21 protein-coding genes are annotated in these 24,948 nt (G+C 58.1%); 9 read left to right on the plus strand and 12 right to left on the minus strand.

The annotated features are described in order from the left end of the window. Positions 1 to 12: 12 nt before the first annotated feature. The gene (locus tag ALB80_RS04260) at positions 13 to 684 is read right to left on the minus strand and encodes an HAD-IA family hydrolase (RefSeq protein ID WP_050602786.1); all 672 of its coding nucleotides are present in this window, start codon (positions 682 to 684) and stop codon (positions 13 to 15) included. A gap of 134 nt (positions 685 to 818) precedes the next feature. On the opposite strand from ALB80_RS04260, the gene glmU reads away from it, so the two are divergent. Genes glmU through ALB80_RS04280 form a run of 4 tightly spaced genes read left to right on the plus strand, consistent with a single transcriptional unit; the run spans position 819 to position 5,254 of the window. Further along, positions 819 to 2,174 (plus strand): bifunctional UDP-N-acetylglucosamine diphosphorylase/glucosamine-1-phosphate N-acetyltransferase GlmU, encoded by a 1,356-nt coding sequence (gene glmU, locus ALB80_RS04265; RefSeq protein WP_050603014.1) that lies wholly within the window; start codon positions 819 to 821, stop codon positions 2,172 to 2,174. Between the two features lie 4 nt (positions 2,175 to 2,178). Beyond that, positions 2,179 to 4,002 carry a glutamine--fructose-6-phosphate transaminase (isomerizing) gene (gene glmS, locus ALB80_RS04270; RefSeq protein WP_050602787.1) on the plus strand — a complete coding sequence of 608 codons (1,824 nt, stop codon included), beginning with the start codon at positions 2,179 to 2,181 and terminating at the stop codon, positions 4,000 to 4,002. Next, positions 3,999 to 4,568 carry a GNAT family N-acetyltransferase gene (locus tag ALB80_RS04275; RefSeq protein ID WP_050602788.1) on the plus strand — a complete coding sequence of 190 codons (570 nt, stop codon included), beginning with the start codon at positions 3,999 to 4,001 and terminating at the stop codon, positions 4,566 to 4,568. The genes glmS and ALB80_RS04275 overlap by 4 nt, the downstream gene beginning before the upstream one ends. Then, complete coding sequence (locus ALB80_RS04280; RefSeq protein WP_050602789.1) at positions 4,565 to 5,254, plus strand: DNA alkylation repair protein; 690 nt, start codon at positions 4,565 to 4,567, stop codon at positions 5,252 to 5,254. Before ALB80_RS04275 ends, ALB80_RS04280 begins: the two co-directional genes overlap by 4 nt. Here ALB80_RS04280 and ALB80_RS04285 read toward each other — a convergent pair. Beyond that, entirely contained in the window at positions 5,242 to 5,673 is a 432-nt protein-coding gene (locus tag ALB80_RS04285) for a hypothetical protein (RefSeq protein WP_050602790.1), read from the minus strand. The genes ALB80_RS04280 and ALB80_RS04285 overlap by 13 nt on opposite strands. 91 nt (positions 5,674 to 5,764) lie before the next feature. Between ALB80_RS04285 and moaA the strand changes: the two genes are divergently transcribed. Both moaA and ALB80_RS04295 read left to right on the plus strand, forming a co-directional pair. Beyond that, positions 5,765 to 6,772 carry a GTP 3',8-cyclase MoaA gene (moaA, locus tag ALB80_RS04290; RefSeq protein WP_050603015.1) on the plus strand — a complete coding sequence of 336 codons (1,008 nt, stop codon included), beginning with the start codon at positions 5,765 to 5,767 and terminating at the stop codon, positions 6,770 to 6,772. A 1-nt stretch (position 6,773) separates the two neighbouring features. Then, on the plus strand, positions 6,774 to 8,096 hold the full coding sequence (locus tag ALB80_RS04295) for a 3-deoxy-D-manno-octulosonic acid transferase (RefSeq protein ID WP_050602791.1): 1,323 nt from the start codon (positions 6,774 to 6,776) through the stop codon (positions 8,094 to 8,096). Positions 8,097 to 8,138: 42 nt separating this feature from the next. On the opposite strand, the gene ALB80_RS04300 is transcribed toward ALB80_RS04295, so the two are convergent. From ALB80_RS04300 to ALB80_RS04320, 5 genes are read right to left on the minus strand one after another with little or no spacing between them, the layout of a single operon-like run. Further along, positions 8,139 to 9,302, minus strand: a complete 1,164-nt coding sequence (locus ALB80_RS04300; protein ID WP_050602792.1) for a M20 aminoacylase family protein — start codon at positions 9,300 to 9,302, stop codon at positions 8,139 to 8,141. A 17-nt stretch (positions 9,303 to 9,319) separates the two neighbouring features. Next, the gene (locus ALB80_RS04305; protein WP_050602793.1) at positions 9,320 to 10,483 is read right to left on the minus strand and encodes a M20 aminoacylase family protein; all 1,164 of its coding nucleotides are present in this window, start codon (positions 10,481 to 10,483) and stop codon (positions 9,320 to 9,322) included. A gap of 15 nt (positions 10,484 to 10,498) precedes the next feature. After that, complete coding sequence (locus ALB80_RS04310) at positions 10,499 to 11,665, minus strand: M20 aminoacylase family protein (RefSeq protein ID WP_050602794.1); 1,167 nt, start codon at positions 11,663 to 11,665, stop codon at positions 10,499 to 10,501. 43 nt (positions 11,666 to 11,708) lie between these two features. After that, a complete protein-coding gene (gene argE / locus ALB80_RS04315) occupies positions 11,709 to 12,875 on the minus strand; it encodes an acetylornithine deacetylase (RefSeq protein WP_050602795.1) in 1,167 nt (388 codons plus the stop codon). 5 nt (positions 12,876 to 12,880) lie between these two features. Beyond that, a complete protein-coding gene (locus tag ALB80_RS04320; RefSeq protein WP_050603016.1) occupies positions 12,881 to 14,701 on the minus strand; it encodes an ABC transporter ATP-binding protein in 1,821 nt (606 codons plus the stop codon). Between the two features lie 283 nt (positions 14,702 to 14,984). On the opposite strand from ALB80_RS04320, the gene ALB80_RS04325 reads away from it, so the two are divergent. The 3 genes from ALB80_RS04325 (at position 14,985) to ALB80_RS04335 (ending at position 18,766) form a co-directional block, all read left to right on the plus strand. After that, positions 14,985 to 16,691 (plus strand): peptide ABC transporter substrate-binding protein, encoded by a 1,707-nt coding sequence (locus ALB80_RS04325; RefSeq protein ID WP_050602796.1) that lies wholly within the window; start codon positions 14,985 to 14,987, stop codon positions 16,689 to 16,691. Between the two features lie 94 nt (positions 16,692 to 16,785). Further along, positions 16,786 to 17,793 carry an ABC transporter permease gene (locus ALB80_RS04330; protein WP_050602797.1) on the plus strand — a complete coding sequence of 336 codons (1,008 nt, stop codon included), beginning with the start codon at positions 16,786 to 16,788 and terminating at the stop codon, positions 17,791 to 17,793. Next, a complete protein-coding gene (locus ALB80_RS04335) occupies positions 17,786 to 18,766 on the plus strand; it encodes an ABC transporter permease (protein WP_050602798.1) in 981 nt (326 codons plus the stop codon). Before ALB80_RS04330 ends, ALB80_RS04335 begins: the two co-directional genes overlap by 8 nt. Positions 18,767 to 18,773: 7 nt before the next feature. Here ALB80_RS04335 and ALB80_RS04340 read toward each other — a convergent pair whose 3' ends face one another. From ALB80_RS04340 to ALB80_RS04360, 5 genes are all read right to left on the minus strand, one after another. Further along, a complete protein-coding gene (locus tag ALB80_RS04340; protein WP_050602799.1) occupies positions 18,774 to 19,910 on the minus strand; it encodes an MFS transporter in 1,137 nt (378 codons plus the stop codon). 68 nt (positions 19,911 to 19,978) lie between these two features. Then, positions 19,979 to 21,256, minus strand: coding sequence for a DUF3422 family protein (locus ALB80_RS04345; protein WP_050602800.1), 1,278 nt, complete (start codon positions 21,254 to 21,256; stop codon positions 19,979 to 19,981). A gap of 107 nt (positions 21,257 to 21,363) precedes the next feature. Beyond that, positions 21,364 to 21,720, minus strand: a complete 357-nt coding sequence (locus ALB80_RS04350) for a VOC family protein (protein WP_050603017.1) — start codon at positions 21,718 to 21,720, stop codon at positions 21,364 to 21,366. 151 nt (positions 21,721 to 21,871) lie between these two features. Continuing rightward, positions 21,872 to 23,326, minus strand: a complete 1,455-nt coding sequence (locus ALB80_RS04355) for an NAD(P)(+) transhydrogenase (Re/Si-specific) subunit beta (protein WP_050602801.1) — start codon at positions 23,324 to 23,326, stop codon at positions 21,872 to 21,874. Positions 23,327 to 23,339: 13 nt separating this feature from the next. Then, complete coding sequence (locus tag ALB80_RS04360) at positions 23,340 to 24,911, minus strand: Re/Si-specific NAD(P)(+) transhydrogenase subunit alpha (RefSeq protein WP_050602802.1); 1,572 nt, start codon at positions 24,909 to 24,911, stop codon at positions 23,340 to 23,342. Positions 24,912 to 24,948: the final 37 nt, after the last annotated feature.

Consider the following 24,948-nt stretch of genomic DNA (forward strand, 5'->3'; position numbering starts at 1 on the left):
CCGGTCAAGGTTTCAGGCTGCCGCACCTATCAGATCGGGCACGAGGCCGGGCAAATCGTCAAAATGGTGCAGCAGGGCTTCTGGCTCCAGTGCCGCCATATCATCCCCAGATGGACCAAAGGTCACCAGAACCGAAGGCACCCCCGCTGCTTTGGCGGTATTGCGGTCGGTATCCGAGTCACCGATCAGCACGCACCGATCAGGATCACCCCCGGCGCGACGCGCCGCTTCGCGCAGCGGTGCCGGATCAGGCTTGCGCACCGGCAGCGTATCGGCCCCGACCAACGAGGCAAAGCGGTCTCGCACCCCCATGCGGGTCAGCAACAATTCGGCCAGATGTTCCGGTTTGTTGGTGCAAATGCCCACACCGTAACCTGCACTGCACAGCATTTCGACCGCCTGCAAAGCGCCGGGATAGAAACTGGTGTGGGTGTCGATGTCCTGCGCATAGGCCTCTAGCAGAACTGGATAATAGGCGTGGACGGTGTCCTCATCATAGGCCCCAACGCGCTTTAGCCCCTGGGTCAACATCATGCGCCCGCCACGCAGTGCTATACCGGAATCTGGCCCGTGGACCAGCACATCGCCATGCCCCATTTCGCGAAAACAATGGTTCGCCGCAGCCAGCAAATCGCCCGATGTATCCGCCAAAGTGCCGTCCAGATCGAAAATGACTGTACGCATTTAGCCTCCTTGTTCGGCAGGTTTTCGCCGTGCCCTGTTTCAATCGGCAATCTTGTTTGATGGCCGAACGACTTGCGCCTTTGCCCTCAGCGGATAAAACGGTCCGCAACAAAACACAAAGAGAAAACGATTTCATGAGCACTGCCCTTGTCATCCTCGCCGCCGGAAAAGGCACCAGGATGAATTCGGATCTTCCCAAGGTCCTTCATCCCATCGCGCAAGTTCCGATGCTTGTCCACGCGATGCGCGCCGGGTCTTTCCTGTCGCCCGAGCGGACGGTGATCGTCACGGGCCATGGGTCCGAAGCTGTGGCAGAGGCTGCGAAGGCAGAGGATGATACCGCTCAGATCGCGGTTCAGGAAGAACAGCTTGGCACCGCGCATGCCGTCGCGCAGGCGCGTGAGGCCTTGGCGGGGTTCCGGGGCGACGTCATCGTTCTGTACGGCGACACGCCCTTCATCGACCCGTCGACTCTGGAACGTATGATCGAGGCACGCGAATCCTTTGATCTGGTCATGCTGGGCTTTGACATTGCCGAAGTTCAGCCCCGGTACGGGCGGCTGATCATGGACGGTGACCGGCTGGTCGAGATCGTCGAATACAAGGACGCCACTGAAGAACAGCGCGCCATCCGCTTTACCAACAGCGGTTTGCTGGCCTGCGATGCCGACTTGCTGTTCGACCTGATCGATCAGGTCAGCAATGAAAACGCATCAGGCGAGTATTATCTGACCGAACTGGCCGCTTTGGCAAATTCTCGTGGACTGAATGCCACCGCGATCAAGTGCGACGAGGCGGAAACCCTGGGTGTGGATTCGCGCGCAGATTTGGCCGCCGCGGATGCAGAGTATCAAGCCCGCGCGCGCACAGCTCTGCTGCAACAAGGTGTTACATTGATGGCCCCGGAAACGGTGTATCTGGCGGCCGACACAGTGATCGGGCGGGACACGGTCATCGAACCCAATGTGGTGTTCGGGCCCGGCGTCACGGTTGAAAGCGGCGCGACGATCCGAGCGTTTTCCCATCTGGAAGGTTGCCATGTTAGCCGTGGCGCCATCATAGGGCCCTACGCCCGACTACGCCCCGGCGCCGAACTTGCGGAAAACACGCGGGTCGGGAACTTCGTCGAGATCAAGAATGCCGAAATCGCCGAAGGCGCGAAGGTCAATCACCTCAGCTATATCGGCGATGCATCGGTCGGTGCCGCAACAAACATTGGCGCGGGGACGATCACCTGTAACTATGACGGCGTGATGAAGCACAAGACCACCATTGGTGAGAACGTCTTTATCGGGTCGAACACCATGCTCGTAGCCCCGGTCACTGTGGGTGATCGCGCGATGACCGCGACGGGCACCGTCGTGACCAAGAATGTGGACCCTGACGCGTTGGCTGTTGCCCGCGCCAAGCAGGAAAACAAACCCGGATACGCGCGCAAATTGTTTGATATGTTAAAGGCGAAGAAGGCTCGCCGCGATAAAAAGGCCTGAGAATATGTGTGGAATAGTAGGTGTTCTGGGGCAGCATGAAGCGGCCCCTATTCTGGTAGAGGCCTTGAAACGGCTGGAATATCGCGGCTATGACAGCGCCGGGATTGCAACCGTCAACGACGGCGCATTGGGCCGACGGCGCGCGGTCGGAAAGCTGGTCAATCTCAGCGACCTTCTGGTGCATGACCCGCTGCCCGGAAAATCAGGTATTGGCCACACTCGTTGGGCCACCCACGGCGCGCCTTCGGTCAACAACGCGCATCCGCATAAGGCCGGCCCCGTGGCTGTGGTACATAACGGCATCGTCGAAAATTATCGCGACCTGCGGGCCGAACTTGCCGAACATGGCGTCGATTTCCAGACCGAGACGGATACCGAAACCGTCGCCCTGATGACGGAACACCACCTGAATTCGGGCCTGTCCCCGGTTGAAGCTGCATTCAAAACGATCGATCAGCTGGAAGGCGCCTTTGCGCTGGCGTTTTTGTTTGACGGTGAGGACGACCTGATCGTGGCTGCTCGTAAGGGGTCACCTCTGGCCATCGGCCACGGGGACGGTGAGATGTATGTCGGTTCCGATGCCATCGCGCTGGCTCCACTGACCAATCAGATCACGTATCTTGAGGAAGGCGACCGCGCGGTTCTGACCCGCACGTCTTTGGAGATCCGTAATGAGGCCGGTGAGCTTGCCAACCGTGAAAAGCGCAAGATCAAGCTGGATCATGCACGCGCGGACAAAGGTGAGCACAAGCACTTCATGGCCAAGGAAATTGCCGAGCAGCCCATCGTCGTGGCCGAGGCAATCCGGTCCTACCTGCCCACAGGCGATGACCGTGTCGTGTTGCCCGATACAGATCTGGACTTCAGCAAGCTGGACCGCCTGACCATGGTGGCCTGCGGCACCGCGTTCTACGCTTGCCTGACCGCAAAATACTGGTTCGAACAGCTGGCCAAGATGCCCGTTGAAGTCGATATCGCCAGTGAATTCCGCTATCGCGAACCTCCGATCACCGACCGTACTCTGGCGCTGTTTGTCAGCCAGTCGGGGGAAACTGCCGACACGCTGGCCGCGCTACGCTATTGCGAAGGCAAAGCTGACAAGATCGTTTCGGTCGTCAATGTCCCCGAAAGCTCGATTGCACGGGAAAGCGATATCGCTCTGCCGATTCATGCCGGTGTGGAAATCGGCGTCGCCTCGACCAAGGCGTTTACCTGCCAGCTCAGCGTGCTGTTGATGCTGGCCCTGAAGGCCGCCGCCGACCGGGGCACACTGTCGGATGAGGAAATCGCTGATCACGCCGCCGCGCTGCGCGGGTTGCCGACCGTGTTGAATGCGGCTTTGGATCAGAACCGTGCGATCCGTAAGGCGGCCCAACGACTGTCCGAAGCACGCGACGTTCTGTTTCTGGGCCGCGGCCTGATGTTTCCGCTGGCAATGGAAGGCGCGCTGAAGCTCAAGGAAATCAGCTATATCCACGCGGAAGGCTATGCATCGGGCGAGCTGAAACATGGCCCCATCGCCCTGATCGACAAGCATATGCCCGTGGTTGTCATGGCCCCACGTGACACCGTGTTCGACAAGACCGTATCGAACATGCAGGAAGTGATGGCGCGCAAGGGCAAGGTGATCCTCGTGTCGGATGATGATGGCATTGACGAAGTCGGTGATGGCGTTTGGAGCACCATCCGAATGCCACACGTTCACACCAGCCTTGCACCAATCCTTTATTCCGTTCCCGCGCAACTGCTGGCCTATCACACGGCCGTTGCCAAAGGCACGGATGTGGATCAGCCGCGCAACCTGGCCAAATCGGTCACTGTGGAATGACCTGGCCTGCCCCTGTCACGCTTGTCGGAGATCACGTCCGGCTGGAACCACTGGATATCGCGCATGCCGAAGACTTGAAAGTCGCGGCGGCGGATCTGGGACAGCTATGGTACACCTCCATCCCAACAGCTGAGGGGATGAAAGCCGAGATCACACGCCGCTTGGGGTTGCACGATATGCAGCCTTTTACGCTAATGACCCCAGATAGCACCCCGGTTGGAATGACCACCTTCATGCACACTGATGAGGTCAACAGGCGTGTCGAAATCGGGTCGACCTGGATCGGACGAGCTGTCCAGCGCACACCGCTGAACACCGAAGCGAAACTATTGATGCTGCGTCATGCGTTTGAAGTCTTGCGCTGCAATGCGGTCGAATTCCGGACCCATCGGATGAACTCCCAGTCGCGACGGGCCATCGAACGGCTCGGTGCGCAGCTTGATGGCATCCTTCGGGCCCATATGTTGATGCCCAACGGCACTGTGCGCGACACGGCGGTCTATTCGATCATTGCACCGGAATGGCCCACAGTGCGCGCGCATCTGCTCCACAAGCTGAACCGATGACACTGGACGAGGCGCTGTCCGCGCTACAGGCCCAAGCCGACCCCGAACGCGCCCAGCAGATGGCGGCCTATCATAAGGCCGCCCGCCCCTATCTTGGTGTAGGGAACCCGGTGCTCAACGACTTGACCAAAGCGTGGCGGCAAGAGTTGGACGTTCCCACTCGTGTCGCACTGGCGGATGCCCTTTGGCAGACCAATATCCACGAAGGCCGTCTTAGTGCCGCCAAACTCCTCACCCAAGCGCGAATCCGGCCCGACGACGCGGTCTGGGCGCTGCTCCAAAGCTGGTTGTCTGATTTCGATGCCTGGGCGGTTGCTGATCATGCCTGCATTGCCATGCAAAAGCGGCTTTCAGCCGACCCTGAACGGCTTGACGAAGTTGAGCAGTGGACCCGGTCAGACCACATGTGGGCTCGGCGGGCAGCCTTGGTCGCAACTTTGCCCTGGACCAAGCAGAACCACCCCAAACCTGACGACCTTCGGCGCCGTGACCGCATTCTCGGCTGGGCCGCCTTGTACGTTCCCGAGCGCGACTGGTTCATTCAGAAGTCCATCGCCTGGTGGCTGCGTGAACTGTCCAAACACGACCCGGATCGCGTGATCGCATTTCTGGCAGAACATGGCAACGCCATGAAACCCTTCGCCCGCCGTGAAGCAGGCAAATACCTGAAAGGTCAGTCGGCGTAGACCTCTACTTCGACAAGCTCATCGAAGGGCACCAACAAGGCCCGCATGGCGTCCAGAGACAAGCGGCTGCCGCCACTTTCGGGACCTGAAACTGGGACGAGCGTAATATAGGCCTGCGCTCCGGTTTTGGGTACGACGACTCGTGCCGTCACCTCACTATCCACCAGCGGTGTCTGCATCCAGCGTCCCGGAGTGGTCGGATCTCCCAGCCCCGCAATGGTTGTTTTCGCCCCGGTCCAACTGGGACGCGCGGAAACGGGCTCGGGTCGCAGCACTTCTTCTGCCACTTCGGTGGCTGCTTCGGTGTCAGACACTGTCTGCGCAGGCGCGTCGCCCCCGCCGAACACACGGTCAGTCGTCGACCGTACTGCGTCGCATCCGGCCGTCATCACACATAACAAAACAAGTGTTTTCTTCATCCCTGAAACCTACAGGCCTGCGCCCATGTGTTCCAGCGCAAAGCGCAGTTCGCCCTTGTCGCGGGCAGGTTCCGGCTTTACCTATTACGCCATGACAGCTCCGCTTATCGACCCATTTGCCCGCGCCATCACGTATCTCCGCGTCTCCGTCACAGATCGCTGCGATTTCCGCTGCGTGTATTGCATGTCCGAGAACATGACTTTTCTGCCCAAGAAAGACCTGCTCACGCTGGAAGAGCTGGACCGGATGTGTTCGACCTTTGTGAATATGGGGGTCGAAAAGCTGCGAATCACGGGCGGCGAACCCCTTGTGCGCCGCAATATCATGAGTTTTTTCAATTCTATGACACGTCACCTGGACAGTGGCGCGTTGAAGGAACTGACGCTGACAACGAACGGCTCGCAACTACACCGTTTCGCGGAGGACTTGTATGCGGCTGGCGTGCGGCGCGTGAATATCTCACTGGATACGCTGGACGATGACAAATTCGCCGAAGTTACGCGCTGGGGACGTCTGAAACAGGTCCTCAACGGCATCGACGCCGCGCAAAAAGCGGGCCTGCGGATCAAGATCAACGCCGTTGCTCTCAAAGGGTTCAATGAACCTGAATTGCCAAAGATCACGGAATGGTGCGCCGAACGTGACATGGACCTGACCTGGATCGAGGTCATGCCCATGGGCGACATCGGCAACGAAGACCGCCTGGATCAATACTGGTCTCTCAAGGACGTGCGCAAGGAATACGAAAACCACTATACGGTCACCGATCTGGCTGAACGCACCGGTGGCCCGGCCCGCTATGTCCGGCTGGAGGAAACGGGTCAGAAAATCGGTTTCATCACACCGCTGTCACATAATTTCTGCGAAAGCTGCAACCGAGTGCGCCTGACTTGCACAGGTGAGCTTTACATGTGCCTCGGTCAGGAGGATATGGCCGACCTTCGGGCTTCGCTGCGCGATCATCCGGATACTGAGCTGCCGCTTGAAGAAGCGATCCGTTCTGCAATCAATCTCAAGCCCAAGGGGCATGACTTCGACTATTCCCGCCAGGCTGTCGATGGTCAGATGAGCCGTCACATGAGCCACACAGGCGGCTGACATGCACGGCGCAAGCGACCGCCCGACGCTGCTGTACCGGTTGTACTGCGGCTTCACTGCTCTTGCCCAGCCGTTGGCATGGCGCATCGTGCGCAACAAATTGCGCGCAGCAGAAGTGCCTGAGAACCGCCAGAAGGAACGGCTTGGCCATGCCAGCCTGCCCCGCCCTTCCGGGCGTCTGATCTGGTTTCACGCCGCCAGTGTCGGCGAGAGCCTGTCGGTCCTCAGCCTGATCAAACGGCTGGGAGTCCGCCTGCCAGATGCCGAGTTCCTGATCACCTCCGGCACCCCCACCTCGGCCGCCCTGATTGCGAAACGCCTGCCCCCACGAACGCGGCATCAATATCCGCCGCTGGACACGGCAGGCCCGGTAAGACGCTTCCTCGATCATTGGCAGCCAGACGCGGGTGTTTTTGTGGAAAGCGAGATTTGGCCGCAACTGATCGTGGAAAGTCATCAGCGGAACACCCCATTAGCGCTTTTGAACGCGCGACTTTCGGACAAGTCCGTCGCGGGCTGGAAAAAACGCCCGGACACCGCGCGTTTCATCCTGTCCAAATTCCGCCTGTTCCTGACCCAGAATGACAAAACCGCTACTAACCTGATCGACATTGGCGCAGCGCCGAACCGCGTGCTTCCAGGCACTAACCTCAAGGCAATGTCAGATCCGTTGCCCGTGGATCAGGCCACTTTGCAAGACATCCAGACGCAGATCGCAAACCGTCCCGTCTGGATCGCAAGCTCGACCCACGCAGGCGAAGAAGAAATCGTTCTGGCCGCGCACAAAACCTTGCTCGAGCGGTGGCCTGACCTGCTGTTGCTCTTAATACCGCGCCACCCTGAACGCCGAAGTGAAGTCGCCACGCTGATCCAAGATGCCGGGATGACGGCGTCTTTCCGCTCCAAAAGCGAAGAAATCCACGAAAGCACCCAAATCTACGTGGCCGATTCATTGGGCGAGACCGGAACATGGTACGCGCTTTGCCCGATCGTGTTTCTTGGCGGGTCTCTGAAGGAAATCGGAGGCCACAATCCCTTTGAACCGGCGCAGGCCGGGGCTGCCGTGATCACCGGCCCGGGGTATTTCAACTTTGCTGAAACTTTTGCCCCGCTGATCGCATCCGGTGGTGCAGTCGAAGTAAAAACCGCTGCTGACCTGTCCGAAATAGTGGCAAACTGGTTGTCAGATCAGAACGCTCTGCAATCCGCGCAACAAGCAGCCCAATCCTGCGTAAACACGCAGTCAGATGCTCTGGAAGCGGTCATCAACTCCCTCTGTACAGAGCTTGATCTGCACACACAGGATCCATCTTCATCTGGCTAGAAATATCCCGGGGGTGTGGGGGCAGAGCCCCCACCCTGCTCATCAGGCTGCTGGCATCCGCTGTTCAACAATCTCCGCCCACCAGCTACAGCCGGCCGGAATGGCTTCATCGTTGAAATTGTACTCCGGGTGATGAACCATGGCCGTATCGCCATTGCCCACCAAGATATAGGCACCCGGACGCTCTTCCAGCATGAAGGCGAAGTCTTCTCCGCCCATGACCAACGGCGCATCGTTACAATCTCCGGACACCGACCGGGCAACATCGGCGGCAAACTCCGTCTGCTCGTCACTATTCACCATCACCGGATACCCACGGATATAGGTCACATCAGCGGTGCCACCGAATGTGGCCGCAACGCCGTTGCAAATCTCGTTGATCCGCTTTTCAGCCAAGTCGCGCATGTCCTTGCTCATCGTACGCACGGTTCCTTTGATCTGAACGGTCTGCGGGATCACGTTGAAGGCTTTCGATGAGGTCTCAAACGACGTCACAGAAACCACAACCTGATCGATCGGGTCCGCGTTACGCGAGGAAATGGTTTGCAGCGCCAAAACCGCCTGTGCAGCCAGCACCGTCGTATCTATCGTCTCATGAGGCTTGGCCGCGTGACCACCGCGTCCTTCAAAAGTGATGTCGAACTGATCGGTCGCGGCAAAGAACGAGCCCGGGCGGATTGCAAACTTGCCGACAGGCTGCCCCGGCCAATTATGCATTCCATAGACTTCCTGAATGTTCCATCGGTCCATCATGCCGTCTTCGCACATTTCACGACCACCGCCGCCGCCTTCTTCCGCAGGTTGGAAGATCACAACAACGGTGCCATCGAAATTGCGGGTTTCAGACAGGTATTTCGCCGCGCCCAGCAACATCGCCGTATGTCCATCATGGCCACACGCATGCATGGCACCCGGCGTTTTTGAGGCATAATCCAGTCCAGTCGCCTCGTGGATCGGCAGCGCGTCCATATCCGCGCGCAGGCCAATCACCTTGCCCTTGTTGTCCGACTTACCCTTGATCACACCCACAACACCTGTTCGGCCAATTCCGGTGACGACCTCGTCACAGCCGAATTCTTCAAGTTTCTCGGCCACAACAGCGCTGGTGCGATGGGTTTCGAACAGGATTTCCGGATTCTCGTGAAGGTCCCGGCGCCATGCGGTGATCTCATTCTGCAATTCGGCAAAGCGGTTTTTGACTGGCATATCTTCTCTCTCCTAATTCAAGCTGCCGGCATCCGGCGCTCGACCATTTCTGCAAACCATGAGCACCCAATCGGGATAATCTCATCGTTGAAATTGTATTCGGGATGGTGCAACCCGGCGCTGTCGCCATTGCCCAGAACGATGAAGGCTCCGGGCCGTTCTTCCAGCATGAACGAGAAGTCTTCGCCCCCCATCACCATCGGCGCATCGATGCAACTGCCCCCAACCGAGACTGCGGCTTCTTCGGCAAATCCCGTCTGAGCTTCGGCATTGATCGTCACGGGAACGCCGCGCGTATAGTTGACGTTCACCGAACCGCCAAAAGTCGCAGCGACCCCTTCAGCCACCTCTTTGAGGCGCTGTTCGATCAGATTGCGCATCTCGTTGGAATGCGTCCGGACAGTGCCGCGTATCTGCGCCGATTGCGGGATTACGTTGAACGCTTTCGAGGACGTCTCGACCGAGGTCACAGACAGCACGGCTTGCAGGATCGGATCCGCATTGCGCGACACGATCGTTTGCAACGCTACGATCAGTTGCGACAGCATCACCGTCGTATCAACTGTCTCATGCGGTTTCGCCGCGTGCCCCCCGCGCCCTTCGACGTGAATGTCAAACTCGTCCGCCGCGGCCAGCAGCGGGCCCGAGCGGATGGCAAACTGCCCAGTCTCTACGCCCGGGACGTTGTGCATCGCATAAACTTCCTGAATGCCAAACCGGTCCATCAGACCGTCCTTGCACATGGCTTCTGCCCCATTGCCACCTTCCTCGGCGGGCTGAAAGATCACGATTGCAGTGCCATCGAAATTGCGCGTTTCAGTCAGGTACTTTGCCGCTCCCAAAACCATCGCCGTGTGCCCATCATGCCCGCAGGCATGCATCGCATTTGCTGTTTTCGAGGCATAGTCCAGCCCGGTCTGCTCCTGCATCGGCAGGGCGTCCATGTCGGCGCGAAGACCAATCGCACGGCCCTGCGTGTCGCTTTTACCGCGAATGACCCCAACCACGCCGGTGCGGCCGATACCGATTACGACCTCGTCACAGCCGAATTCCTTCAGCTTTTCGGCCACCAGCGCACTTGTGCGGTGTGTATCGTACAGAATTTCCGGGTGCTGGTGAATGTCACGCCGCCACCCGGTGATTTCTTCGTGCATCTCTGCAAGGCGGTTTTTGATCGGCATGGCATTCTCCCTGATTTAAGCGACGGGCAATCGTCGTTCCACAAGCTCGGCAAACCAACTGCAGCCGGCGGGGATCGCGTCGTCGTCAAAATTGTATTCCGGGTGATGGCACATGGCCGTGTCCCCGTTCCCGATAAAGATGTAGGCTCCGGGCCGTTCTTCAAGCATATAGGCGAAATCTTCAGACGGCATGATCGGGTCCGTACTGTCGTTGACCTTGCCTGCAACAGCCGCCGCCGCTTCGGCCGCGTATGTTGTCTCTGTCTCGGAATTCACGGTCACAGGATATCCCGGTGTCCAGACGACCTCTGCCTTTGCTCCAAAGGCCGAGGCCGTATCTTCGGCAATCCGACGCACCCGTTCTTCCGCGATTGAGCGGTATTCGGGATCCAGCGTCCGAACGGTTCCCTGCAAACGTACAGTGTGCGCAATCACGTTTGACGCAACACTGTCTGTTTCAAAGGTTCCGACGGTCAACACAACGCGCTTGATCGGGTCAACCGTGCGCGACACCACGGATTGCAATGCAACAACGATATGCGAGGCAACCAGCGTCGTATCCACTGCGTCATGCGGTGCGGCAGCGTGCCCGCCCTTGCCCGTAACAGTGACTTCAAACTCATCAGATGAGGCCAGCAGCGCACCGGGTCGAATGGCAAACTCACCCACGGGAAGGCCGGGCATGTTGTGCATTCCGTAGACTTCCTGAATGCCCCAGCGCTCCATCAAGCCATCCTGACACATGGCCAGCCCACCTGCGCCACCTTCCTCGGCGGGTTGAAAGATCAAAACCACATTGCCATCGAAGTTGCGCGTCTCCGCCAGGTACTGCGCGGCCCCCAACAGCATCGAGGTATGCCCGTCGTGCCCGCAGGCATGCATCTTACCCGAAACGGTCGAGGCGTAGTCCAGCCCTGTCGCTTCTTCAATCGGCAGCGCGTCCATGTCAGCCCGCAGGCCAATGGCGCGCCCCTGTGTATCCGTGCGCCCCTTGATTACGCCGACCACGCCTGTCTTGCCAATCCCCGGAGTAATCTCGTCTACACCAAACTCTTTCAGGCGGTCCGCAACAAATGCTGCAGTTTCGTGGACGTCATACATTAGCTCAGGATGCGCATGCAGGTGACGACGCCACTTGGCAATCTCGCCGTGCATTTCCGCAAGTCTGTTTTTCACGGGCATCTCAAGATCTCCCTTTTGACTATCGTCACTGCTTTACGTCGGATCAGGTGCCCAGCTTTTCAACCAGGCGCTGCATGAACTTTTGCCCAGCTTCGAACTGCGCAACCGAGATGAACTCATTCGGCTGGTGGGCCTGTGCAATATCGCCCGGCCCACAAATCACAGCAGAATACCCTGCCTCCTGAAACTGGCCCGCCTCCGTCCCATAACTGACAACGTGACTTGCATTGTCCCCGGTTAGCACGCGCACCAAAGCTTCGGCCTCGCCATCCTGTTCAGGCACAAGCCCCGGAATCGCGAAGTTTTCAGACAGCTCAATACGGGCTTCCGGATGCGCAGCCTGAATCCGAGCCTCAATCGCGCGCACCTGCTGAAAATACGCATCCTGCCATTGCGCTTTGGTTTCATCCGGTACGGTTCGGAAATCCATCATGAACCGGCAATCTTTGGCCGTGATGTTATGGGCTGTGCCACCTTCAATCATGCCAACGTGACAGGTTGTCCATGGCGGATCGAACACGGCGGCAACCGGGCTGGGTTCTGCCGCCATGTTCTCGGCGTTTTGCTGGTTCGCCCAATCGATCAGAGGCGCAGCCTCCATGATCGCGTTGACCCCCGTATGCATGATCGAGCTATGAACTTCGAATCCCACGATGTGGGTGTCAAAGCCAAACCCGCCTTTGTGCCCCGTCACGGCCTGCATCATCGACGGTTCACCCACGATCACGGCGGAACCTTTCGGCAGACCCTCCTGCATCGCCTTGATCATCGGCGGCGCGCCGGTACAGCCGACTTCTTCATCAAAGCTGAGCGCAAGCTGCAATGGTCGTTGGACCCCTGCGTAATGTGCTTCGACAAGGGCCCATATGGCCAGCGCATCAAAGCCTTTCATGTCGCAGGTGCCGCGTCCGAAATACTTGCCGTCCTTCTCGGTCACGGTGAACGGGTCCGTATCCCACGGCTGCCCATCCACCGGCACGACGTCGGTATGGCCAGAAAGAATCACCGCGCCCTCTTCCAATGGACCAACATGCGCAAAGATTGCGGCCTTGTGCGGTTGATCCGGATCTGGCCAACGATGCGGTTCGATCCCATGGCCTTGCAGGTATTCTTCAACCCAATCCACCAGTGGCAGATTGGTTTCACGGCTTACAGTCGGAAAAGAGATCAGCTTGGTCATGATCTCAAGCGGCGTCAGGCGATTTGCCATTGGGATTAGTATCCGCTGTCCGTCGTCAAGATGAAGTGACCCGCCTCAACCTCGCGATATTTAGAAGGTTCCGGCATGTGACCGACAGGATGGATCGGAGACGGGATCGGTTTGAAGTTCAGGTCCTTTTCCGATTTCCGCTTGTTCGGATCCGCGATTGGAACCGCCTTCATCAACGCCTGCGTATAGGCGTGCTGCGGGTTCTCGAATACCCGAGCGCGCGGGCCAAGTTCGACGATGCGACCCAGATACATGACCCCTACATAATGGCTGACCCGTTCGACAACGGCCATATCGTGGCTGATGAACAGATAGGACAGGCCCAGTTCGGATTGCAGTTCCATCATCAGGTTCAGCACCTGCGCCTGTACCGACACGTCGAGAGCGGAAACCGCTTCATCCGCGATGATCAGCTTTGGGTTCAGGGCCAAGGCCCGGGCAATCGCGATCCGCTGGCGTTGACCGCCGGACATTTCATGCGGGAAGCGGCGCATGAAACTGCGCGGCAACTGCACCTTGTCGAACAGTTGTGCCACGCGGTCCTGTAGCTCCGACCCAGACGCAACACCATAATTGCGCATCGGCTCGGCCACCTGGTCCACCAGCTGCATCTGCGGGTTCAGTGAGGCGAACGGATCCTGGAAGATCATCTGCATGTCCAGCCGCGCCTTGCGCAATCCGGACGGATCCAGTTTCTTGATGTCGACGCCATCCAGATTGACTTCGCCCGACAGCGGCTCGACCAGCCGCAGGATCGAACGCCCCGCCGTTGACTTGCCGCAACCGGATTCACCCACAAGGCTAAGGGTCTGACCTTTGTTCAGCGTAAATGACACGTCTTCGACCGCATGAACGTTCGAAATCGTGCGTCGCAGCAGCCCGCCCTTGACCGGAAAGCGCGTCGTCAGATTCTTGACGGTCAACAGAACCTCTTCGGTCCCGGGGATCGGCGCGATGTTCTGCCCTTCCACACCCAGCAGTTTCATTGGCTCGGGCGCGGATTTACCCTGCATTTCACCCAATTTCGGAACTGCTGCCAGCAGGGCCTTGGTGTAGTCATGCCGCGGGTTTTCAAAGATCTCTTTGACTGTGCCTTCTTCGACCTTGTTGCCGCGGAACATGACCACCACACGGTCCGCCATCTGCGCGACCACTGCCATGTCATGGGTGATGAACATCACCGCCGTACCGGTTTCCCGCTTGAGCCGGTCCATCAGAGCCAGAATCTCGGCCTGAATGGTTACGTCCAGAGCTGTGGTAGGTTCATCCGCGATCAACAGACGCGGTTCGCACGCCATGGCCATCGCAATGACAACACGCTGACGCATCCCACCTGACAACTCGTGCGGATATTGCTGCAAACGGCGCTCGGGTTCGGGAATTCGTACCTGGCGCAACAGTTCCAGCGCCCGTTCTTCGGCCTGGGATTTCGACATGTCCTTGTGGATGCGTAACCCTTCGGTCAACTGACGTCCGACGGTGAAAACGGGGTTCAGGGCGGTCATCGGTTCCTGGAAGATCATCCCGATCTCGTTTCCGCGAATCTGTTTCATCAGATCCTGATCGGCATTGGACAGGTCCATCTCTTCGCCATCACGGCGATCAAACAACAGTTCGCCACCCGCAATCTCGCCCCCGCCGAATTCGACCAACCGCATCAGAGACAGCGATGACACAGACTTTCCAGAGCCCGATTCGCCAACGATACAAACGGTTTCGCCTGGATTTACCTCGAACGAAACATCTTCAACACCAACGACAGGGCCGTCCTTGGTCTGAAATTCCACCCGCAGTTTTTTGATTTGTGCAATAGGCTGATCCAGCACGCGCACGCTCCCCTGACGTTGTCATTTTTGTTCTGAGTGCCGAACGCTACGGTGGGCTGCCGGGAAAAGTCAAACCCATTACACATTTTCGCGACGGCACCACTTGCATTTTTTTTAAGTTCTGTTTCGATACCCAACGTAACTGCTTTGGGGCGAGCACGCGTTAAAACACGTTAGAGCTATTATCGTTATCGATCAAAACCTTGCCCAAGGCAGCAACGCCAAGTCCGCAGGCATTGCGGAAATAATCGAGACACAAACGTGTCCAATTCGGGAGTAAACTATGAAAATCAAAACCCTTTTGCTTGGTGCGATTGCAAGCACGGCAATGGCCCCGGTGGCCTTTGCTGAGCGCGGGTCGGACGGCAATGTCAGCATCATCTATTGGCAGGCCCCGTCGATCCTGAACCCATTCCTGTCGGGCGGCACAAAAGATGTAGAAGCAGCGTCGCTGGTGATTGAACCGCTCGCGCGCTATGACCAAGACGGCAACATGGTTCCGTTCCTCGCGGCGGAAATCCCGACTGTTGAAAACGGCGGCGTCAGCGAAGACCTGACCTCGATCACCTGGAAAATTGCTCCCGGAATCACGTGGTCGGATGGCTCACCTTTCACTTCGGCGGACGTGAAATTCACCGCTGATTACTGCATGCACCCCGAAGGCGGCTGTGCACAGGTCACAAAGTTCGAAGGCGTCACCTCGATTGAGGCCGTGGACGACCTGACTGTGAAGGTCACGTTCGATGCTCCGACTCCTTTCCCTTATGGTCCCTTCGTAGGTGGTGAGAGCCCGATCATTCAAGCCGCTCAGTTCGCCGATTGCGTGGGCGCGAAGGCACCTGAGTGCACCAATCAGAACTTCAACCCGATTGGCACCGGCCCGTTTGTCGTCACCGAGTTCAAGCCCAACGACGTGATCACCTTCGCTGCCAACGACAACTATCGCGATCCGGCCAAGCCAGCCTTTGCGAGCGTGACTTTCAAAGGTGGCGGCGATGCAACCGCTGCGGGCCGCGCAGTCATGGAAACAGGCGAGTTTGACTATGCCTGGAACCTGCAACTGGCACCCGAAGTGATCGCGCAGATGCAGGAAGGCGGCAAAGGTACACCCGTTGCTGGCTTCGGTCCGCTGGTCGAGCGTATCATGCTGAACCAGACCAATCCGTCGCCCGATCTGCCGGAGGGTGAGCGTTCGACAGCTGCGCATCCGCACCCGTTCTTGCAAGACCCCGCGGTTTACAAAGCCATGTCCATGGCCATCGACCGCCCGCTGCTGGTTGAGATCGGCTATGGTCAGGCAGGTAAAGTAACCTGTAACTGGGTTCCTGCTCCGGCTGCGTTTAACTCGACATCGATGACCTGCGACACGCAGGATATCGAAGGCGCGAAGAAGCTGCTGGATGATGCCGGTATCGTCGATACTGACGGCGACGGCGTGCGTGAAAAAGACGGCGTTCCTCTGAAGATCGTCTACCAGACCTCGACCAACGCTGTCCGTCAGGACTTCCAGGCGCTGGTCAAAGAGTGGTGGAGCCAGATCGGAATCGAATCCGAGCTGCGCAACCTCAACGCGTCGGTCTTCTTTGGTGGTGACCCGGGTTCGCCTGACACCTTCCAGAAGTTCTATGCGGACGTTGAGATGTACGCCAATACCTTCAACGGCACCGACCCGCAGTCCTATCTGGGCAACGGCCTGTGCGACAAGGCCCCTCGCCCCGACACACAGTGGCAGGGTGAAAACATCAGCCGCTTCTGCAACGAAGAGTTCGACAAGCTGCATGGTCAGCTGGCCGAAACTGCCGGTCTGGAAGCCCGCGCCGAGATCGCGAAAAAGCTGAACGACATCATGGTTGAAAACGGCGGCATGATCCCGCTGGTTCACCGTGGTCGTCTGTCGGCGCACGCAAACACCTTGGGTGGCGTTGTCCTGAACGTTTGGGACAGCGAGCTGTGGAACATTGCGGACTGGTACCGCAAAACCGGTTCCTAAGCATTGATCTTGCAAAGCCGCGCCCCGATCGTTATCGGGGCGCGGTCATTTGCACACCGCTCCAACAAGAAGACGCATATAAAGGCGCCTCTTAATGCTCAATTTTACAATCAGACGACTGGTGCTGGCCGTTCCAACACTGCTGTTCATCAGCCTCGTCATCTTCCTGCTCCTCGAACTCGCACCCGGCGATCCGATGGCGCAGGTTCCGCTCACTGTCCCCCCCGAAGTCAAAGAGAAGATGCGCGAGGCCCTGGGCCTTGGCCAACCGATGCATATCCGGTTCTGGAAATGGATCGTACAGTTCTTCTGGATCGAACCGCAGGTTCTGGTCGACGCAATGTTCGGCACCACCTTCTCTGAAGGCGACTTGCGCGTGATTTCCTGGCAGACCCGTTCGCCGGTCATGGACATCGTTGTTCAGCGTATCCCGCAGACCCTGTGGGTTGTCGGCACCGCCTATATCGTTGCCATCCTGATCGCGCTGCCGATCGGTATCTATTCGGCCTACCGCCAGTATTCCTGGTTCGACCAGATGGGCACATTCGTGTCTATGGTCGGCTTCTCGGTCCCGCCCTTCTTCTCGGGCGTTCTGGTGATCGTGGTCTTCTCGGTACAACTGGGTTGGTTTCCGTCGATCTATGATACCACTCTTGTAGTGAACAGCTGGGACAGCTTTATGCTGCAACTAAAGCAGATGATTATGCCGGTCATGGTTCTGGCCTTGCAGATCACCGCGCAGCTCAGCCGGTTCATGCGCGCCTCGATGCTGGACAATCTCAACCAGGATTACGTCCGCACTGCGCGCGCCAAGGGGCTCAGCGAATACACCGTGGTTATGGTCCATGTCCTGCGCAACTCGATGATCCCGGTGGTTACCGTAATTGCGCTGGGTATCCCGGCCATCTTTGGTGGCGCCATCATCACCGAACAGGTGTTCAAAGTGAACGGCATCGGTCAGTTGTTGATCGGCGCAATTCAGGCCAACGACCTGCCGATGGTGCAAACACTGACCTTCATCTTTGCCGTGCTGATCGTTCTGTTCAACCTGATCGCCGACGTTCTCTACGGCATTCTGGACCCGAGGATTCGCTATGACTGATCATGACAAATCAGACACGCTGATCCCGGATGAAGGACTAGCCCCGGCCTCTACCGCTCTGCCGACGGCGGATGTGATGGAAGAGCTGGCAACCCCGCCCCGCAGCCAATGGCGCGATGTGTGGGATCAGTTCAAGACCCACAAGGGCGCGATGCTGGGGGCGATCCTCTTCTTCTTCATCGTTGCAGGTGTCTATCTGGGGCCATATCTCTGGAGCATTGATCCGACGCAGATCGACATCCGCTCGCGCAATCAGGGCCCAAGCTGGTCGCACCCGTTCGGCACCGACCAACTGGGCCGGGACATTCTGGCACGCATGATGTCAGGCGGGCAAACCTCGGTTTCCGTGGGCATCACCGCGATGCTGCTGGCGCTGTTTCTGGGATCGTTCATCGGGGTTCTGGCCGGGTTTTTCAGACGGCTGGACGGGCCGCTTATGCGCCTGACCGATCTGTTTCTGGCCCTGCCCCTGCTGCCCCTGCTACTGGTCATGATGCTGCTGTTCCGCGAGCCTCTGTCCGCAGCATTCGGGCTTGAGCGCGGGATATTCATCCTGATCGTCTGCGCCATTGGCATTACATCGTGGATGCCCACGGCACGGATCGTGCGCGGCGACGTATTGGCCATTAAAGAGCGTGAATTCGTTCTGGCCGCCCGGTCCATCGGTACCAGTAACTCGCAGATCATCACGCGGCACATTCTACCCAACGTGCTGTCCCCGATCATGGTGTCGGCGACGCTGGGGATTGCCACGGCGATCATCACCGAAAGCGCGCTGTCCTTCCTTGGGCTGGGCTTCCCACCCGACTTCCCAACCTGGGGGCGCTTGCTGTTCGATGGGGTCGACTACCTGCAGCAATACCCCGAGCGCGTGTTCTGGCCCGGTCTGGCAATCTCGTTGACCGTTCTCAGCGTCAACTATCTGGGCGATGGCCTGCGCGACGCGCTGGATCCTCGTATACGCGGACGTTAAGCCAATCTCAGTCGGCGCGCCTCAGCGCGCCGGCTGACAAAACGATCAGAATTGCCATCGGCAACAACACCGAGAACGCCAGACGCAGGCCAAACAACTCGGCCAGAAACCCGATCAATGGCGGCCCGATCAACAGCCCCCCATATCCCAAAGTTGCTACACTTGCGATGGCTTGCCCGGGCGGAACGTCCGGATCGCCCGCCGCACGGCTGAACGCCAATGGCATGATCACGGCATACCCCGCCCCCATCAGAGCAAAGCCCGCCAGTGCAGGCAGCGGTGTCACCGCTGAAACCACTCCGAATACACCCAGCGCGGCGCAAATGCCCCCGAAACGGGCTGTAGAAACGGGACCGAACCGAGTAATCACGATGGCCCCCCCAAGGCGGCACGCCACCATGGCCACAGAAAAGACTGCGTAGCCCAGAGCTGCAACGCTTTCAGTTGCGTCCGTTATGTCACGCAGAAAAATCGCACTCCAATCTGCAACGGCCCCTTCGCCCAACGCGCCGCACAGGGCTGTAAACCCAACCAGAACCAACACCCCGGATGGCAGCGCAAAAACCTTTCCGCGTGCTCCTTCCGATCTTTTTGACGTCCAACGCACCCTGGACATTACCAAAGCGAGACCGACAACGATTCCCCCTGCCACAAGGAAATGCACAAGAACGGTCAGCCCCAATTGCACCGCGAGATATCCGCTGATCGCGCCAAGTCCGGCCCCAAGGCTCCACATCGCATGAAACGAAGACATCACGGGCTTGTCGTATGCCTGTTCGACTTCGGCCGCCCAGGCGTTCATCGCAACGTCCATGGATCCGTGGAAGGCACCAAAGACAAACAAGAAGGCTGCAAGCCCCCAGAACCCTCCAGCCAAGGCAAGCAAGATCAGCGACAGCGTGTAAAGAACGGCAATGACGCGGGTGATCGAAACCGCACCAAAGCTGTCCGTCAACCGCCCTGTAATGGGGAACGAACAGACTGCACCCGCCGCCATAAACAAGAGCCCGTAGCCCAACGCCTCATGCGACAGATCCAATTGGTCGCGCATGGCTGGAATGCGCGACGCCCAGATACCAAACAGAGCTCCGTTGAGGATAAACATGGCGGCAACAGCCCGCCATGCTGCAAATATGGTAGTCACCGAAAACCCTCATGCCGCTCGCCAAACACCCCTGTTCTACAGGTCCAGCAAGATTTGGCAATTGACGCTCAACCAAGCCGCTTACGGATCCGTCGGATTGCGAACCATACTCCGGCCACAACGGGGATTGTAACCGCCGCTGTCAACATACCCTTGCTGATGCCCGAAGCCGTCAGCGGATACAGAAGATAGCTCACCAGAGAAACCGCGTAGTAACTGATGGCAACAACAGAAAGCCCCTCGACTGTATGTTGCAGACGCAAGGCCAGATCGGCCCGACGGTCCATGCTTTCCAACAGCGCCTGGTTCTGCTCACTGCGCTCCACGTCCACCCTGGTCCGCAACAACTCGCCCGCACGGATGGCCCGGTCGGACAATGCCTGAAGACGGCGTTCAGTGGATTTTACGGTACGGATCGCAGGGTCATAGCGCCGCATCATGAAATCGGCAAAGTTCTGACCGCCCTGGAACCGCTCTTCGCGCAGCACTTCAATCCGCTGGTTAACGATAGCTTCGTATGCACCCGTTGCTCCGAACCGGAACGAACACCGGGCTGACAAAGTTTCGAGTTCAATCGAGGTCGACAAGAGATCGTTCAGAAGCGCGTCAGGCTGGGCCGAGTTGTCAGTCATTTGCCCCATCAACTGGGTCAGCTGCCCGTCCAATTCCCCGATACGCGGCATCAGTTGCTTAACGCGTGCGAAACCCAACATGGACATCGCCTTGTAAGTCTCAATCTCGCAGAGGCGCTGGAGAACCCGCCCCGTCCGACGCCGACCAGTCCCCTCGGCCACAAACATTGCAAAGCGCATGTGACCTGCCGGATCAATACGAAAATCGCTCGCGCACACGGCAGCATCATCCAACACCCTGGCCACAGCCAGGCTTTCAGGCTCGAACCAATCCAGCAATTTGGATTTAATCGCATCGTCACTTTCACGTTCTATCACGCGAACCATCACAGACGTGACCCTTTGCCCCGGGCTGGCCATCAGCCAATCCGGCGGAAAGACTTCGAAATCGGCCGGGTTGAACGCGCGGTCGCTCACGTTCTGCGCGATTGCAGTATAGGTGACAAACTCTGTGTGTTGCTCCCATTTCAGCCAATGTCTACCGATCTGACCGGCGTAATGTGTGGCATCAGGCTGCGGATGCTGTGCACCATGGCGATCCAGAAGGTTGATCAAATGGGCCAAATCCTCACGCCGATCACGGGCGACGGCAGCTTCCGGTTTCTTGATCGCCAGAAAGGTCACCGTACAGGGCATTGATGCGACCGGGAACGGTCGCGCGTGCAACTCATTGGCCAACGCATAGCGAAGGGGATGGTCATCTATCGGTGTCATTCAGTGCTCCGCCTCATCCCGCGCACTATACGACACAAAGGATTTACATCAATTCTCTTTTTATTTCATATACTTACAGGGATACAATGGTATACAAATCTGCTATCTCATTGATTTGGCTGCCACAGCTCAATGGGATTGCCTTCCGGATCATGGATGCGGGCGAATTTCCCAACCTCACTGTTCCAGTCCGGATTGGTTTCGACCCTGATTCCCGAAGCCTGCAACTGCGCTATCATCGCAGCCAGATCATCAACACGGAAATTGATCATCCACTGTTGATCTGCCTGCCCGAAATACTCGGTATCCTGCGCAAACGGGGCAAATACCGTATAACCTTCACGCTGCTTCCAAGGTGCGGGATCGTAGTGATTGACACCTAAGTGAGTCTGATACCAAGCGCTTAACGCCTGTGGGTCCTTTGCCCGAAAGAACACACCGCCTATTCCATTCACCTTCTGCATCATCGACCTCCTGATCCATCACCCAATCATACCACGTGCTACGGCTTCATCTGGCTAAAAATATCCTGGGGGTCAGGAGGCAAAGCCTCCTCCAGTACAAAGGAAAAGGGCGCCCTCAGGCGCCCTTTGCAATTTGATTACAGCTATTGGCTCAATCGATCATCGGCAAAAGCTTGTCCAACGATGCTTTGGCATCGCCATAGAACATGCGAGTGTTCTCTTTAAAGAACAGCGGGTTTTCGATGCCTGAATAGCCGGTGCCCTGACCGCGCTTAGACACGAACACCTGCTTGGCCTTCCAGCATTCCAGAACCGGCATTCCAGCAATGGGGCTGTTTGGGTCTTCCTGCGCCGCTGGGTTCACGATGTCGTTGGAACCAATGACGATGGCCACATCCGTGTCAGGGAAATCGTCGTTGATCTCGTCCATTTCCAGAACGATGTCATACGGAACCTTTGCCTCGGCCAGCAGAACGTTCATATGTCCTGGAAGACGACCGGCAACAGGATGGATTGCAAAACGCACGTTCTTGCCCTTGGCGCGCAGCTTGCGGACTAGCTCGCTGACTGACTGCTGCGCCTGAGCCACGGCCATACCGTAGCCGGGGATGATGACAATGCTGTCGGCGTCATTCAGAGCCGCAGCGACGCCATCAGCCTCGATTGCGATCTGTTCACCCTCAACGGCCATCTGCTCACCCTGTGGGCCGCCAAAGCCACCCAGGATCACGCTGACGAAATGCCGGTTCATCGCCTTACACATGATGTAGGACAGGATCGCACCCGACGAACCCACAAGCGCACCGACCACAATCAGCAGGTCGTTGCCCAGCGAGAAACCGATCGCCGCAGCCGCCCAGCCCGAATAGCTGTTCAGCATAGACACAACCACCGGCATGTCAGCACCGCCGATACCCATGATCAGGTGATAGCCAATGAACAGCGCCGCCAAGGTCATCAGGAAAAGCGGGAAGAAGCCGCCGGTCGAGGTGTACCAGACCAGGCAGATCAGCGAGAGACCCGCAGCCGTGGCGTTCAGCGCATGGCCACCGGGCAGCTTGGTCGCCACCGACGTCACTTTGCCCGCCAGCTTGCCATAGGCCACAACCGAGCCTGTAAAGGTAATCGCGCCGATGAAAATACCAAGGAACAGTTCCACGTGCAGAATTGCCAGTTCCGCCGGTGTCTTCTTGGCAATCAGCTTGGCAAAAGCGCCCAGATCATGCAGATCAGCCTCTTTCGCGGAATCCGCGATTGCCATGACCTGCGCTACGTTGCCGATCTCGAAATGCGCGTTGAAACCCACAAACACAGCCGCCAGACCAACCAGCGAGTGCATCGCAGCCACCAGTTGCGGCATCTCGGTCATCTGGACGCGCTGCGCCACATATTGACCGATCAGGCCGCCGCCCGCGATCAGCAGCAGCGACAGCAGCCACAGACCGGAACCGGGGCCAACAAGTGTGGCGAAGACCGCCAGTGCCATACCGACGATGCCGTACCAGACCGCGCGTTTCGCGCTTTCCTGGTTCGACAGACCGCCGAGCGAAAGGATGAAAAGGACAGCCGCAACAACGTATGCGGCAGTAGTGAAGCCATAATCCATGTGCCCGGCCTCCTTAAGATTTCTGGAACATGGCGAGCATGCGCCGGGTTACGAGGAAGCCGCCGAAGATGTTGATCCCCGCCATGAAGACGGACAGCGCCGCCAGCAGAATGACCAGGAACGATCCCGACCCGATCTGCATCAAGGCCCCGACGATGATAATCGACGAGATCGCATTGGTGATCGCCATCAGCGGTGTGTGCAGCGAATGTGAGACGTTCCAGATCACCTGGAAGCCCACAAAGATGGCCAGTACGAAGACGATGAAGTGCTGCATGAAGCTGGCCGGAGCAATTAGCCCCACCAGCAGCATCAGCGCACCGCCTACCCCCAGCAAGGTGAACTGCTGCTTGGTCTGCGCCTTGAAGGCTGCAATCTCTTGCGCTTTTTTCTCTTCCGGGGTCAATTCCTTGACCTCGGGCTTCTTCTGCGCCGCAATCGCCTGCACCTTGGGTGGTGGCGGCGGGAAGGTGATCTCACCCTCATGCGTCACGGTCGAGCCGCGGATCACGTCATCTTCCATGTCGTGATTGATCTGACCGTCCTTTTCAGGCGTCAGGTCGGTCATCATGTGACGGATGTTGGTGGCATAAAGCGACGAAGATTGCGCTGCCATCCGGCTGGGGAAGTCGGTATAGCCGATGATGGTCACGCCATTATCGGTCACGATCTTCTCATCTGCGACGGTCAGCTTGCAGTTGCCGCCTTTTTCCGCCGCGAGGTCAACGATAACCGAACCCGGCTTCATGCTCTCGACCATATCCTTGGTCCAAAGCTCAGGCGCTTCGCGGTTCGGGATCAGCGCGGTGGTGATTACAATGTCTATTTCCGGAGCAAGTTCGCGGAACTTGGCCAGCTGCGCGTTGCGGAATTCCTCGGACTGGACCGAGGCATAGCCGCCGGTGGCCGCACCGTCCTGCTGGTCTTCCTCGAAATCCAGATAGACAAACTCGGCGCCCATCGATTCGACCTGTTCGGCCACTTCGGGGCGCACGTCGAACGCATAGGTGATCGCGCCCAGCGAGGTCGAGGTTCCGATGGCGGCCAGGCCAGCCACACCCGCGCCCACAATCAGCACCTTGGCAGGCGGCACTTTACCGGCAGCCGTTACCTGACCGGTGAAAAAGCGGCCAAAGTTGTTGCCTGCCTCGATCACCGCGCGATAACCCGCGATATTGGCCATCGAAGAAAGCGCGTCCATCTTCTGGGCACGTGAAATACGTGGCACCATTTCCATGGCGATGACGTTGGCACCCTTGGACTTTGCCAGCTCCATTCCTTCTTCGTTGCCCGCAGGATTGAAGAAGGAAATCAGTGTCTTACCCTTGGTCAGACGCTTCATCTCGGTTTCGGTCGGAATGCGCACCTTGGCGACGATGTCGGCAGCCTTCCACAGCGACGCTGCCGTTTTTACGACCTCGACACCTGCGGCTTCATAGGCAGCATCCGAAAAGCCCGCAGCAGCACCTGCCCCTTTTTCGATCAGGCAGTCATAGCCCAGTTTCTGCAATTGCACGGCAGACTCAGGTGTCATCGCAACCCGGTTCTCACCGTCCAGTCTTTCTTTTGGCGTGCCTATCTTCACTGGCAGTCCCCCTAATTCTTACTCTGTCTGAGCGGGT

Source organism: Ruegeria sp. 6PALISEP08 (assembly GCF_001238295.1).
GTDB lineage: Bacteria > Pseudomonadota > Alphaproteobacteria > Rhodobacterales > Rhodobacteraceae > Ruegeria.